The 14,470-nt window shown below is 63.3% G+C and carries 11 protein-coding genes; 3 read left to right on the top strand and 8 right to left on the bottom strand.

Annotated features, from left to right (window positions below):
- Positions 1-6: 6 nt before the first annotated feature.
- From ACQ4WM_RS05345 to ACQ4WM_RS05375, 7 genes are all read right to left on the bottom strand, one after another.
- Positions 7-1,731 carry a RecQ family ATP-dependent DNA helicase gene (locus ACQ4WM_RS05345; protein WP_436545642.1) on the bottom strand — a complete coding sequence of 575 codons (1,725 nt, stop codon included), beginning with the start codon at positions 1,729-1,731 and terminating at the stop codon, positions 7-9.
- Positions 1,732-1,838: 107 nt separating this feature from the next.
- Entirely contained in the window at positions 1,839-2,237 is a 399-nt protein-coding gene (locus tag ACQ4WM_RS05350) for an MAPEG family protein (RefSeq protein WP_436545643.1), read from the bottom strand.
- 42 nt (positions 2,238-2,279) lie between these two features.
- A complete protein-coding gene (locus ACQ4WM_RS05355) occupies positions 2,280-5,564 on the bottom strand; it encodes a PAS domain-containing protein (protein ID WP_436545644.1) in 3,285 nt (1,094 codons plus the stop codon).
- The gene (locus tag ACQ4WM_RS05360; protein ID WP_436545645.1) at positions 5,561-6,682 is read right to left on the bottom strand and encodes a hybrid sensor histidine kinase/response regulator; all 1,122 of its coding nucleotides are present in this window, start codon (positions 6,680-6,682) and stop codon (positions 5,561-5,563) included. The genes ACQ4WM_RS05355 and ACQ4WM_RS05360 overlap by 4 nt, the downstream gene beginning before the upstream one ends.
- Positions 6,683-6,841: 159 nt before the next feature.
- Positions 6,842-7,450, bottom strand: a complete 609-nt coding sequence (locus tag ACQ4WM_RS05365) for a chemotaxis protein CheB (protein WP_436545646.1) — start codon at positions 7,448-7,450, stop codon at positions 6,842-6,844.
- Positions 7,451-7,464: 14 nt separating this feature from the next.
- Positions 7,465-8,289 carry a CheR family methyltransferase gene (locus ACQ4WM_RS05370; RefSeq protein ID WP_436545647.1) on the bottom strand — a complete coding sequence of 275 codons (825 nt, stop codon included), beginning with the start codon at positions 8,287-8,289 and terminating at the stop codon, positions 7,465-7,467.
- Between the two features lie 123 nt (positions 8,290-8,412).
- Positions 8,413-9,393, bottom strand: coding sequence for an aldo/keto reductase (locus tag ACQ4WM_RS05375; RefSeq protein ID WP_436545648.1), 981 nt, complete (start codon positions 9,391-9,393; stop codon positions 8,413-8,415).
- Between the two features lie 87 nt (positions 9,394-9,480).
- On the opposite strand from ACQ4WM_RS05375, the gene ACQ4WM_RS05380 reads away from it, so the two are divergent.
- Together ACQ4WM_RS05380 and ACQ4WM_RS05385 are read left to right on the top strand one after the other, a co-directional pair.
- Positions 9,481-10,359, top strand: coding sequence for a LysR family transcriptional regulator (locus ACQ4WM_RS05380; RefSeq protein WP_436545649.1), 879 nt, complete (start codon positions 9,481-9,483; stop codon positions 10,357-10,359).
- Positions 10,360-10,434: 75 nt separating this feature from the next.
- Entirely contained in the window at positions 10,435-10,938 is a 504-nt protein-coding gene (locus tag ACQ4WM_RS05385) for a GAF domain-containing protein (protein WP_436545650.1), read from the top strand.
- Between the two features lie 58 nt (positions 10,939-10,996).
- Here the strand turns inward: ACQ4WM_RS05385 and ACQ4WM_RS05390 are convergent, their stop codons facing one another.
- The gene (locus ACQ4WM_RS05390; protein WP_436545651.1) at positions 10,997-11,896 is read right to left on the bottom strand and encodes a DMT family transporter; all 900 of its coding nucleotides are present in this window, start codon (positions 11,894-11,896) and stop codon (positions 10,997-10,999) included.
- Positions 11,897-12,028: 132 nt separating this feature from the next.
- Between ACQ4WM_RS05390 and ACQ4WM_RS05395 the strand changes: the two genes are divergently transcribed.
- Positions 12,029-14,470 carry a hypothetical protein gene (locus tag ACQ4WM_RS05395; protein WP_436545652.1) on the top strand — a complete coding sequence of 814 codons (2,442 nt, stop codon included), beginning with the start codon at positions 12,029-12,031 and terminating at the stop codon, positions 14,468-14,470.

The following is a 14,470-nucleotide window of genomic DNA, read 5'->3' on the forward strand; positions in this document are numbered from 1 at the left end:
CGCACACTATGCAGGGGCAACGAACTCGGCCATGAATGTCCTGGTGCTATTTTCAGGAAACGCGATGGTGACCTGGCCGCCCGCCACCGACAGCACGGTGCCGATATCAAAGCGTGGCACGCGCACCTTGCTGCCGACGGCGATCTGCGGCGTTGCAGGCGCTTCTGGCCCTTCCTGCACCATGGTCGCCAGCGTACTTGACTGCAAAGGCTTGTCAAGGGTGATCGGCACCGCCACGGCTGGTGGCGACAGGCAGTTGTCGCAGTTGCAGCAGCGCTCGAATTCGCCCGCGTCGCCAAAGTAATCGAGCAGCAGCTTCCACCGGCAAAAGCCGCTCTGCGCATAGGCTACCATCTGTTCCAGTGCCTGCTTGTCGCGTTCCTGTTTTTCAATATAGATCTGTTGCAGTTGCACATACGACGGTGTCCTGGCCGTCACCGCTTTCAGGCAATAGCCAAGCTTGCGGTCCTGGCGCAGCAACTTGCCATCCTTGAGTAGCTTCAAGCACACTTTCAGGTGACCTTCGGAAAAATCGGGCAGGCGACTGGCCAGTGCATCTACAGTAAATGTGGCCGGCAATTCCTGCGCTTCGAGCACGATGGCGGCCAGTTCGGTAGCGGTTGGATAATGCCTGGCAAGAAAAAATTGCTGCAAGCGCTTGTCTTCCTGGAAGTACAGCAAGGTGCAGTCTGCCGGCAAGCCGTCGCGCCCGGCCCGCCCTGATTCCTGATAGTACGCTTCCAGGTTGGCCGGCACCTGCAAGTGGATCACGAAGCGCGTATCGGGCTTGTCGATACCCATGCCAAAGGCATTGGTGGCCACCATGATGCGGCGCTCGCCACGCATGAACAGGTCCTGGTGCTCCTTGCGCTCGTGCGCCGCCAGCTTGCCGTGGTAGCAGGTCACGCTTTCACCGACTTCCTGCAATGTCGCGGCCAGCGCTTCGACGGCTTTTACCGTGGCCGCGTAGATGATGCCGACGCCGGCCGTTTCACGCAGCAAACGCAGCACATGATCGTGTTTTTCCTCGGCATTGGTGACTTGGATCACGCTGTAGCGCAGGTTGTCACGGTAAATGCCGGTATTGATCACATGCAACTGGCGCGCACCCAGCTGGGCGCCGATATCGTCGATGACGTCATTGGTGGCCGTGGCGGTCAGCGCCAGCACTGGCGGGCGCCCCAGCACGCACAGGGCAGCGGCGATTTCCAGGTAAGCCGGCCTGAAATCATGGCCCCATTGCGAAATGCAATGGGCTTCGTCAATCACCACCAACGACGGTGGCGTGGCAGCCAGCAGCGTCAGGAATTCGGCGGTGGCGAGGCGTTCCGGCGTACAAAAAATGATCACCTTGCCGCCGGCCGTGATGGTGGCGATGGCCTCCTGCTCTTCGGCGCGCGACAGGCTGCTGTTGAGTTGCACGGCGGTAATTCCCAAGCCAACCAGCTTTTCCTGCTGGTCTTTCATCAGCGAGATCAGGGGAGAAATCACGACCGTCGGGCCGGGCAGCAAGGAGGCGGGAATCTGGTAGCACAGCGACTTGCCGCTGCCGGTGGGCATGATGGCCAGGGTATCGCGGCCGGCCAGCACGCTGTCGATCACCTCCTGCTGGCCCACGCGCAGGCGCTCGACGCCGAACACGGAGCGCAGCAGGCGCTGGATTTTCTTGGCGGGGGTGTTTGCCGGTGTCTTGCCGGCGCTATGGGGTAATGCAGTGGCGAGGGTGGCCATCTTGTATCCGTCAGGTGAATGCCGGCGCCCGTGCGCCAGCGTCAGCTCACTCTACGGTTGTGACCGGCAGCGCACCATAGGACGGCTACCACTGCCTTTGTAGGACTTCAGGAAGGAAAAAGAATGGCCCAGAACAGCATCAGCATACCAATAACCGAGACGCACCATACGAGGGTGCGCACGACAGGAATCCCGAACGCATACAAGGGCAGATACAGCACACGCGCGCCCAAGTACAGCGCTGCGCCGTACAGGGTCAGGTTGTTGTGTATGCCAGCTACATGGGCGATCAGCACGGCAACAGCAAACAGCGGCAGGGTTTCAAACAGATTGGCTTGCGCCCGTTTCAGGCGCGCGGTGACCTTGCCCACGGGTGGGCCGGGTTCGTCGCGCGCGCTCATATTGTATTGCGTGCCCGTTTCACGGTTGCGCAGGCTCGAAGGCAGCAGTATCTGTACCAGCGCCAGCACCAGAGTCCAGGCCAGTATCGTCAATTCAGGAGTCATGCTCGTCTTTCAGGTAGTTAAAACCGGGCAAGATTGCCCGGCTTACGATTGTTCCAGCGCCGCCTGCAGTTCCAGCAGGTCGTAGGGCTTGCGCAGCACGCTGGCCGAAAAGCCCAATTCGTCCATCGATTCCTTGCCGTAACCGGTGGAAAAGATGATGCGCATGCCAGGCTTGTCGCGCAGCACCATGCGCGCCAGTGCGATGCCGGACATGCCAGGCAGGCTGACGTCGGTAAACAGGATATCGAATTCCTGCTCATTGAGCAGTTCCCACGCCGATTCACCGTCCGACACGCCGCTTACAGTATGGCCCAGCATGGCCACCAGTTCGCACACCATCAACTGCGAATCGAGGTTGTCTTCCACCACCAGGATTTTCATCGAAGTGGGCACGTCTGCCGGTGGCGCCGGTGCGTGGCCTGTCAGGTCCAGCCCCGGCGTGCCGGCCGCCGCGCTGTCGGCCTGCGTGGCGGACCAGTCGAACTGCCGCGCGCGCAGTTGTTGCTGGCGGTTGGCCAGCACATGGCGCAGCTTGCGCGCCAGTTCTTCGCGGCGGTACGGTTTGCTCAGCAATTCCACGCCCGCGTCGAGCCGTCCTTCGTGCACGATCACATCCTGCGCATAGCCGGAGGTGAACAGCACGGCGATATCGGGCTGCATCTCGCGCGCCATGCGCGCCATGTCGGTGCTGCGCACGGGGCCGGGCATGATCACGTCGGTAAACAGCAAATCGATCTGCGCGCCGCTTTGCAGCACAGCCAGCGCGCTTTCGCCGTCCTCGGCTTTCAATACCTTGTAGCCCAGGTTGCCCAGCATGTCGACCACGGTGGCACGCACGCCCACGTCGTCTTCCACCACCAGCACGGTTTCGGTGCCGCCCGTGACCACGCCGCTCAGTTCATCTTCGTCCGCCGCTTCCGCCATCAGGGTGCGCGGCAGGTAGATCTTGACGCCCGTGCCATGCCCGGGCTCGCTGTAGATGCGGATATGGCCACGGCTTTGCTTCACAAAACCATACGCCATCGACAAGCCCAGGCCGGTGCCGGCGCCTTCGGGCTTGGTCGTGAAGAAGGGCTCGAAGGCCCGCTGCAGCACCGGCCCGCTCATGCCCTTGCCGGTATCGGTCACCGACAGCATCACGTACTGGCCGGCCGCCATGTCAAGGTTGTGCACATACTGCTCGTCAAGCACCACATTGCCCATCTCGATGGTCAGCTTGCCGGCGCCGTCCATGGCGTCGCGCGCGTTGATGGCCAGGTTCAGGATCACGTTCTCGATCTGGCTCCGGTCGACCAGGGTATTCCACAAGCCGGCGCCGCCCACCAGCACGATATCGATCGCTTCGCCCAGGGCGCGCCGCAACAGCGCATCCATGTTGCGCACCACGCGCGACAGGTCGGCCACCACCGGCTGCAAGGGCTGGCGGCGGGCAAAGGCCAGCAGATGCGACGACAGCTTGGCGCCGCGCTCGACAGCGGCAATCGCCGTGTCCAGGCGCTGGCGCATTACGCCGTCATCGCCGGACAAATGGTGCAGCAGGTGCAAGTTGCCCGAGATAATTTGCAGTACATTGTTGAAATCATGCGCGATACCCCCTGTTAATTGCCCCACGGCTTCCATTTTCTGCGCCTGGCGCAAGGCGTCTTCAGCCTTGGTACGCTCGCTGACTTCCTGTTCGACCCGGTGCTCCAGGGTTTCGTTCAATTCATGCAGCGCTTTTTCGATGCGCCGCCGTTCCGTGATATCGGTCTTGACGGCGATCAGGGCACGCGTTTGACCATGCTCATCAACCAGGCGGCTGACATTGCTCGACACCCACACCTGCATGCCATCGGGCTTCAAATAGCGTTTTTCCAGGCTGAACGATTCGCCAGTTTCCACCAGGCGACGGAACAGCAAGGTATTGCCCGGAACATCGTCAGGATGCATGATGTCGTTCATGTTCATGCTCAGCAGCTGTTCGGAGGTGCGGCCCAGCATGGTGCACAAGGCACCGTTGACGCGCTGGAAGCTGCCGTCCAGGCCCAGCTCCGACAAGCCGACCGAGGCCTGGCCGAAGATGGCGGCCATGCGCTCCTGACTGGCGTGCAATTCATTTTCGATCAGGCGGCGCTCGGTCACATCAAAAGACACGCCGACATAGCGGCGCTGCCCCGGCGCCGGGCCGTCGACCACTTCGCCCTGACGGGCGATCCAGCGCACTTCGCCGTCCAGCGGACGGCGCACGCGGTATTCCACGTATTCAAGCGGGTTTTGCGCCAGCTCCATGCGGCTGGACCCGACTTTGTCCAGGTCGCGCGGGTCGATCAGGCCCACCAGCAGTTGCTGCGTGACGAATGCATCGTCGGCAATGCCCCAGATGCGGCGGAAGGTCGGCGAGACATCCATCTTGCCGCTCTCGGGGAACCACTCGAATGTACCGATGCCGCCGGCCTGCTGCGCCAGGCTCAGGCGCTCTTCGCTTTCGATGCGTTGCGTGACATCGCTGCCTTCGACCAGGATGCCGCCAACCACGCCGTCGTCATCCTTGATCGGCTGGTAGACGAAATCGACATGGCGCTGCCTTTGCTTGCCATCGGCGGTGTTCAGCTCGACCATCAACTGGCGCCCCTTGAACGGCACGCCGGTACGGTAGACCTCGTCCAACAGGTCGATGAAGCCCTGTTTGCGCACTTCCGGCAAGGCCTCTTCGACGCTCTTGCCCAGCAATTCACTGCGCCCGACCAGGCGCAGATAGTGTTCGTTGGCCAGCTCGAAAACATGTTGCGGCCCGCGCAGCACGGCCATGAAGCTGGGCGCCTGCTCGAACAGGGCGCGCAACAGGCCGCGCTCTTCGGCCACGCGCCGGTTGGCGTCGCGCGCCGTCAGTTCCAGCGCCGTGCACAGCACGCCGTCAGCCTGGCCGCCCGCGCCGTGCACGGGCGTGTAGAACAGGTCGAAATACTGCTCGACGGGCATGCCGCCGTGCAGCAGCGGCAACGCCTTTTCACGAACTACCTGGGTTTCACCACGCAGGCCGGCGGCGAGGATGGGCGCATGCCAGTCCCATATTTCGGGCCAGACCTCGGCCACGGTACTGCCCAGCGCCGCCGGGTGGCGCCCGGCCGCGATCCTGATGTATTCGTCGTTGTAGATCATCACGTGCTCGGGGCCCCACATCAGCACCATCGCCATCGGCGAATTGAGCACGATGTCGACACTGGTGCGCAGGTTGGCTGGCCAGCCGGAAATGGCGCCCAGACTGGTGGCAGACCAGTCAAGCTTGCGTACCAGCTCGCCGGTGATGCCGCCGCCGCGCGGCTGATCGTTATCGATGGAATCGCTCATGGCATGGCCACTGGCGCATCGAGATTGCACTGGCGCGGCAAATTGAGCGTGAAGATGGTGCCCTGGGTGGCCGACGAACTCACCTGCACCGTGCCGCCATGCGCCTTGATGAACATGTCGACCGTGTACAGGCCCAGCCCCAGGCCCTGCCCCGTCTTGCGCTTTTCACCGCTCTGGTGGAACGGCTCGAACAGGGTAGGCAGCAGCGCAGGATCGAGCTCGCCCCGGTTCAGCACGCGGATCTCGATATGGTCGGCGGCGCGCCCGTTGAGTACCAGTTGCACCGGCGCGCCCGGTTCGCCATGCGTCAGCGCATTGGCCAGCAGGTTGGAAATGACTTGCGACAACAGCCCCGCATCGCACTGGGCATGCAGTTCGCCCATATGGCTCAGCGTGATGCGCGCCGGCTGGCCCGGCATGTCGAACTCATCGACGATGGCCTGCGCCAGCGCCAGGTAGTCGTGCATGCCGCAACGCAGCTCCATGGTGCCAGACCGGATGCGCGCCAGGTCCAGCAGCTGGTCGACCATGCGCGCCATGCGCTTGGCACTGCTTTCGATGCGTTGCGCCGTGATGATCACCTTCGGATGCTCGCTCATCATCGGCAGCAGCATGGCGCCGTTCATTACCACCGACAGCGGCGTGCGCAAGTCGTGGCCGAGCACCGCCGTAAACAATTCGTTCAGGTGCAGCGCGTGGCGCAGTTCGGTAAGCTGGGAGGAGAGCTCGCGCTTTTGCTGGTACAACTGCACCAGCACCTGCACCTTGCTTTGCAACGCCTTGACGTCGATCGGCTTGAACAGGAAGTCGACGGCGCCCGCCTCGTAGCCGCGAAAACTGTAGCTCGGTTCGCGTGTGGCGGCCGTCAGGAAGATCAGGGGAATATCGCGCGTGCGCGCGCTGCCGCGTATCAGTTCGGCCAGTTCGAAGCCATCCATCTGTGGCATTTGCACATCGAGCAGCGCCAGCGCCACCTCGTGGGTCAGCAGAATTTCCAGTGCTTCGGCGCCTGAACTGGCCTTCAGGATAACGATGCCAGGCCGGGCCAGCACGGCCTCCAGAGCCACCAGGTTTTGTGCGATGTCGTCAACGACTAGGATATGGATAGGTGCGGTCACGGATCAGTCTTCAGGCATGGCGACGGCCGGCCGGCGGCGTGCGGGTCAATAAAAGTTACAAAACAGGAATTTGGATATCAAAAGCTTAACGTTACCGCGATAATGTGTATCTTACACGTACTGCACCATCCGCACCGCCGGACTGTGCAAGCGTGCAGCTCAGTTTGCCAACAAAGCCAGGCTGGCAGCCAGTTGCCGCACGTCCAGCAGACGGTCGGCGCCCGCCCGTCTGAGCGCCGCAGCCGGCATCATCGCCGACGAGGCCGTTGCCGGGTCCTGCACCCAGGCGTAACCGCCCAGCTGGCGCACTTTTGCCAGCCCTTCGGCGCCATCGGCCGAGGCGCCGGTCAGGATAATGGCCAGCATCTCGCGCCGGTAGGCGACGGCCGCCGTTTCCAGCAGCACATCGATCGACGGGCGCGAAAAATACACGGGCGCTTCCAGCGACAGCGAAAAACTGCGTTCCGACTCGATCTGCAAATGGTAGTCGGGCGGGGCAAAATACACCACGCCCGGCTGCAAGGGTTCCTTGTCTTGCGCTTCGCGGATCGGCAGCAGGCAACGCGCGCCATACAGCTGGGGCAAGCGGCTCGACCGGCCTGGCGCCAGGTGCAGCACCACCACCACGGTGGCGCGGCAAGTGGCCGGCAAGGCGCACAGCAGCAAGCCCAGCGCTTCGACGCCGCCGGCCGAGGCGCCAATGGCGATCAGGCGCAGGCCTTCCGGCGGCGCAACAATGCTGGTCAACGGTGCACGGTGCGGCAGCATGGTCACAACACCTTTCAGGCCCGTTGGAAGATTTTTTCTGCCTGGCACAGTTCGCGGAAATTGCCCGCATGCCGGCTGAAATGCAGGCTTTCCTTCATGCCCAGCCCCAGGAAACCGCGGTTGACCAGCGCCTCATGGAACAGGCCCAGCGCGCGGTCCTGCAGATCCTTGTTAAAGTAAATCATCACATTGCGGCAAGACACCATATGCACCTCGGAAAACACACTGTCGGTCGCCAGGCTGTGGTCGGCAAACACGAAATGGCGGCGCAACCGGCGGTCGAAAATCGCGCCTTTGTAAGCGGCCGTGTAATAGTCGGACAAGGAACGCTTGCCGCCCGAACGCCGGTAATTGTCACTGAACTGGGCGACGCGGTCGACTGCATAAATGCCGGCTTCGGCGGCAGCCAGCGCATCGACATTGATATCGGTAGCATAAATCATGGTGCGTTCCAGCAAGCCCTCTTCTTCCAGCAAGATCGCCAGCGACCACACCTCTTCGCCGCTGCTGCAACCGGCGACCCATATCTTGATCGAAGGATAGGTATGCAGCACCGGCACGACTTTTTCGCGCAGCGCGCGGAAATACGCCGGGTCGCGGAACATCTCGCTGACCTGCACCGTAAAGAACTGCAGCATCTGCAGGAACATCGCAGGCTCGCGCAGGATGCGGTCCTGCAACTGCGACAAGGTTGCGCAGTCGAACCGTTCGAGCGCCTGGCGCATGCGCCGGCGCAACGAGGCCACCGAATAATCGCGGAAGTCATGCTGGTACCTCAGCAATATCCCTTCCAACAATAATTTCAGCTCAATATCAAAAATTGCATCATCATCTAACAATGGTCTGTTACCTTTGCCTGGTTTCCCGGACTACATGGGGACCTGATCGATGCTAGCAGATCGTCCTGCATTTTTCCTTATGAAAAGGCTGGTGTACGTTCGCTAACGAACACTGAGCAGGCATCAGGCGTCCACGCCCTTCATTCCCTCTTCGGTATAACGTGCGCCAGAGGCCGCGCCGAGTGGAAATGCGCGCGCCATGGCGGCCAGCTCAGTTGCGTCCAGCCGCACCTCGAGCGCTCCCATGTTGTCTTGCAAATAAGCAATCCGCTTGGTGCCGGGTATCGCGATGAGATCGTCGCCCTGCGCCAGCAGCCAGGCCAGCGCCAGCTGGGCCGGCGTACACCGTTTCGCTTGCGCCATTTGCCGCAGCAACGCCACCATGGCCTGGTTGCGCGCCATGTTCTTATCCGCAAAACGTGGGTTGAAGCGGCGAAAGTCACCCTCGGCCAGCACGCCGACATCCTCGATGGCGCCCGTCAGGAAACCGCGCCCGAGCGGACTGTAGGCAATGAAGCTGGCGCCCACGGTGCGGCAGGCGGCCAGCACGCCCTGCTCCGGTTCGCGCGTCCACAGCGAATATTCGCTTTGCACGGCGGCCACCGGCGCGATCGCAGCGGCGCGCAGCAAGGTGCCAGCGCCCACTTCGCACAGGCCGATCGCGCGGATCTTGCCCTGCTGCTGCAATTGCAACAGCGCGCCCATCGATTCCTCCAGCGGCGTATCGAGGTTGACACGGTGCAGGTAAAACAGATCGATCGCGTCCACGCCCAGCCGCCACAACGACGCCTCGCAGGCCTGGCGAATATATAGGGCGCTATTGTCGACCCGGCGCGCATAGCCGCCCGGCTCACGTACCAGCCCGCACTTGGTGGCCACCAGCACGCGCGAGCGCCTGCCTTGCAGAAAACGGCCCAGCAATTGTTCGTTGTGGCCAAAGCCATAGGTATCGGCCGTATCAAACAGCGTCACGCCGGCATCGAATGCCGCTGCCAGGGTGGCCAGCGACTGCGCTTCGTCGGTGGCGCCATAAAACTCGGACATGCCCATGCAGCCGAGGCCGAGTGCTGAGGTAGTCAGTCCGCTATTGCCGATTTGTCGCATGGTGTTTCTCCGGTGACGGTTGAAAAGCACCAGTCTGGCGCGTCTTGAGCAGCGGGGGAAGGTCCGGTTTCGTGATACCTTTATGGCATGAGAGCCCTGGATACCCATGCACTGAACCTGTTCTGCGCGGTTGCCCGCTGCCTGAACTTTCGCCAGGCGGCGCAGCAGTTGCACATGACGCAGCCGCCCCTGTCGCGCGCCATCAAGGCACTGGAAGACAAGCTCGGCACGCGCCTGTTTGAACGCGATACGCAAGGCGTGGCGCTGACCGGGGCCGGCGCGGCACTGCTGCCGCAGGCGCTGCGCATCCTGGCGTTGCTGGACCAGGCCGAGCGCTCGCTGGTACGCGGCAGCGCCGCGCCGCAGCTGCGCCTGGGCCTGACGACGTCGGTCGAGGCTGGCCTGTTCCGGCCCTGGCTGGCGCAGCTGGAGGCGCAGCTACCTGCAACCACTGTGCGCCTGCAGGCGGGGCCGTCGCCATCGCTGATCACGGCCGTACGCAAGGGCAAACTCGACGCGGCGCTGGTGGCCTTGCCGGCCAATACCTTTGAATTGGCGGTGGAAACCCTGCTGCGCCAGCCGATGATGGTGGCCTTGCCAGCTGGCCACGCGCTGGCGCGCAAACGCCGCCTGCGCCTGGCAGATTTGCAAGCATTCCCCGTATTCTGGTTCGAACGCGCGCGACAGCCGGCCTTTTTTGACCATTGCCAGCAGGTATTTTCTCGCCATGGCTACGCCCCTGCATTCCTGCGCGAGCCGGCGGATCATCATGTGCTGCTGGCCGAAGTGGCCACCGGCAAGGGCGCGGCGCTGCTGGCCGACTCGTTTCGCGCGCTGCGCCTGGCAGGGGTGGCCTACCGTGCGCTGGCCGAGGGCGACGAACTGGCGCTGCAGATCGCGCTGGTGTGGCCAGGCGAGAAGACGCACCCCGCACTGGCATGTCTGCGAGGTCAGGCAAACGCCTGAGCTGCACGCAATCGCGCCAGAAGCGCTACCATGTCGCCTTCCCTCTTGCTTCCCTATTCCTGAGCTTTCACGACCATGACATTTACCATCAGCGACGCCGCCTACAGCACCGACACTCCTGCCGCCAAGCAAACCATGTATGCAGACCTGCGCTCGCAGCTGCAAGGCCTGCTGGCCGGCGAAAGCGACCTGATCGCCAATACCGCCAACTTCAGCTCGCTGGTGTTCAACACCATGCCGGGCCTGAACTGGGCCGGTTTTTATTTCCTCAAGGGCGATGAACTGGTGCTGGGACCATTCCAGGGCAAGCCGGCCTGCATCCGCATCAAGAAGGGCCGCGGCGTGTGCGGCACCACCGTGGTCGAAGGCAAGTCCATTGTGGTGCAGGACGTGCACGCGTTTCCCGGCCATATCGCCTGCGACGTCAATTCGCGCTCGGAACTGGTGGTGCCGATCTTCTCGAACGGCGTCGTGGTCGGCGTGTTCGACCTTGACAGCCCCCTGCCCGGCCGCTTCGACGATGTCGATGCACAGGGCATCGAGTCGCTGGTGCGCGCGCTGGAAGCAACCTTCGCCTGACTAGCCGGGATTGATGCTCATGCAGGGCGCCGGCCAACAGCGCCAGCATGGCAAAACATCACGCTGCTTTAACCTTGGCACGGCGCAGCGGTTGCTTGAGCAGTTGCACCATCAGCACGCCCAGCAAGGTCACGCCACCGCCGATCACATCGTAGGCGTGCAAGGTTTCGCCAAGAAACAGCATGGCGATCATGACGGTAAACACCGGCAGCAGATTCATCAGGGTGGTGGCGCGGCTGGGCCCCAGTTTCGCCAGCCCGTGCATCCACATGAAAGGGGCAAGGATGGAAGCCGGAATGCCGGCGAACAGCACCAGCGGCAGGCCGGCTTTGGTCACGGGTGGCGCCGACTGGCTCAGGTAGTAGATAAACAGCACGGGCACGGCGCACCAGACCTGCACCAGCAGCGAATGCCAATTGTTCAGCGGTATCTTCCAGCGCTTGAGCAGCACGCCGTAGCCTGCATACGACAGGCAGGCCAGCAGCATCAGCCCATCGCCGGTGGCGGCACCATGCGCCAGCAGCGCGGCCGGGTCGCCATGGCTGAGCAGGTACGCCAGTCCCAGCAGCGACACCAGGCCGCCGCACACGCCGCCGACGGTGGCCGCTTCGCCCAGCAGCAGCACCGACAGGCCGACTGCCAGCAACGGCATCATCGACGCCAGGATGCCCATATTGGTGGCCGAGGTCGTTTGCGCGGCGATATACGCCAGGCACTGGTACATCACCATGCCCAGCATACCCAGCACAAACAGCTTGCCCAGCCACGGCTTGACGACGGCGCGCAGCTTCCAGACAGGACGGCCGAACGCCAGCGCCAGCAGCACGCCGGCCAGCAGCCAGCGGAAAAACGAGATGGCCGCTGGGTCGATCACGCCGACGGCCATCTTGCTGACGATGGTATTGATGGCCCAGATCAGCACGGCGAACACGGGAAACAGATAATGCCTGGCCTGCATGGCAACTCCTCGATACAAGAGTGCGCATTTTCGCATGCGCGCTGCCGTTGGCAAGCTGCACGGATGCAAGATGAGCAAGCTGTCATCAATGCTAAAATCGAAACATCTTTCATTGAGCAAAAGGATGGTCGCATGAACCCAGTGCCGGAGACGAATGGCGATGAAACCGGCAGCGGCAGCGCGCCGGCATCGCCCGCCCCCATCAACCTGGGCAAGGACGACGCACCGACCGTACTGGGCAAGCTGCGCACCCTGGTGCAGGACAAGACCCGCTTCGAGCCGCAGGACATCACGCCGCTGGCTGAAGACGATGCGCAGCAGGACTTTTCACTGCATGTCAATTACACCTTCGACGCCCGCCTGGAAAAACGCCATATCAATGGCTATTTCACGCCGTCAGCGAGCGATCACTGCTGCGCCAGCCATGAAGTCGTGCCACTTGCGCAGGCGCAAAACCGCGACCGGCTGCGCCGCGCGGCGGCCAGGCTGGGCACGGCACTGAGCAGCGCCGGCCACGCCTGCGATGCAGTTGCCGATGGTCTGTACCTGGGTCACGCCGTCAAGCAATGGCACCTGGACACCTGCAACAGCTGCGCCGGCCACGGCCGCGTCAATTGCACCACCTGCTACGGCAGCACCACGGAAACCTGCTGGAACTGCCACGGCCGGCGCACTGTCAGCTGCGACGCCTACGGCTGCTACGGCAGCGGCAAGGTGTCGTGCTCGTATTGCAGCGGCAGCGGCTTCGTCATGGAAAACGTCGCGGAACAGGTGATGGTGGAAGTGCCCACTACCGTCTACGAGAACGGCAGTTCGCGCACCACCTACCACACGGAGTGGCGCACTAACTACCGCAATGTGCAGCGCACGTGCCACCAGTGCAACTTCGGCAAGGTCACTTGCAACACCTGCCACGGCAACGGCAATGTCAATTGCGGCACCTGCCGCGCCAGCGGCAGTGTCACTTGCCGCACCTGCAGCGGCGTCGGCGATTTGCGCTGCAACCCTTGCGACGGTTCCGGCAAGGTCGGCAGCGCGGCCTGGGTCGACGTGCATGTGGCGCCCGGCTACAGCGTCAGCCTGCCGGAACAGGCGCCCGACGACGCGTGCCGCATCCGCGATAAAGAAGGTGTGCGCTCACTGGCAGCGCTTGCCTCCAGCCTGGCGCTGGCGCAAGTGAGTGTTGACGACCAGGACCTGCCGCAGCAAGTCGATGCCCTGTATGCCGGCAAGCTGCGCATCGTGCGCCTGGACGCCGCCTGCAATGGCGAGTCGCATCACCTGGTGGCCTACGGCAATGACCTGCGCTGGCTGACGCTGGACGATATCGTCGAAAAACTGCTGCGCGGCGACCTCAAGGTACTGAGCGACGCGCTGGCGGGCAGCGCCGACGATGGCCTGTTTTCATCCCATATACAGGGCCTGCTGACGCCACTGCGCGATGTGGCCGCGTCCGAACTGAACGCCGACGTGATCGAAGCGGTACTGAGCGGCGAGACCAATCACGCCCACGCCGAGGTGGTGTCGGCCGACTACGCCAGCAGTGTGCGCACCTGCGTGCTCGGTGCGCTGCGCCAGGTGTACACCCGGCTGGCCAAGCAATTCTGGTGGAAAGGCGCACTCGGCGCGCTGGCCGCCACCATCGGCGTGTGGTTCTTCTTCGGCCGCGGCATGGGGGCGTTTGCCGGCCTGCTGGCCACCGGCTCGGCCTGGCTGCTGTTCAAGCGCCAGGTCAGGGCGGTGCTGGCCGAGGCCCTGGGCGGCAGCAAGCAGGCCGAGCGGGCCATGCTGATCGCCGGCAAGGGCGGCCGCCACCAGCTGGCCTACACCCTGGTGCTGGCGCCGGCCATCGCGGCGGCGCTGGGCGCCGGCTATGGCCTGCCGGTGCGCCAGCGGGCCGGCACGGCGCCAGTGCCGGCCATCGCTTCGACGCCGGTGGCGCCGCACGTGGCCAGCGTACCGCAGGACGCCAGCGCAGCGAAAGCCTTGAAATTGTATGAAAACGGCGAAAAGGCGCAAGCGCTGGCGATGCTCGACGTGCTGGTCAGGAAGGGCAATGCCGATGCCTACGGCCTTTACGGCTGGATGATCCTGATGGGCGAAGGACGACCGAAAAAACCGGGCCAGAGCATCCCCACCGCGCAGGAACGCCAGGCATGGCACGCCGACGCCAAGCCGTGGATCACGCGTGCGCTGGCGAAAAACGACAGCTACGCGCTGGCCGCCAAGGGCGTGATGCTGGCCGAAGGCTGGCAGGAACAGCGCAACATGCCGCGCGCGCTCGAGTTGTTGAAACAGGCAGCGCAAAAAGGCAATACCGAAGCGATGCACGTGCTGGGCCTGTACCACGTGCGCGGCTACCAGACCCCTGTCAACAACAAGGAAGCGCGCAAATGGTTCACCATGGCCGCCGACAAGGGCAGCGCGGGCGACATCTACAACCTGGGCCTGATGGACTGGGAAGGCGCCGGCCTGAAAAAGCCGGACCGCGCCAGCGCCATGCAGAGGTGGAAGATTGCCGCCGCCATGGGCGAGGAACGGGCCATCAAGGCGGTGGCGCAGGGAAAACCGTAA

The sequence above is a fragment of the Janthinobacterium longum genome, from assembly GCF_051380735.1.
Classification (GTDB): domain Bacteria; phylum Pseudomonadota; class Gammaproteobacteria; order Burkholderiales; family Burkholderiaceae_D; genus Janthinobacterium.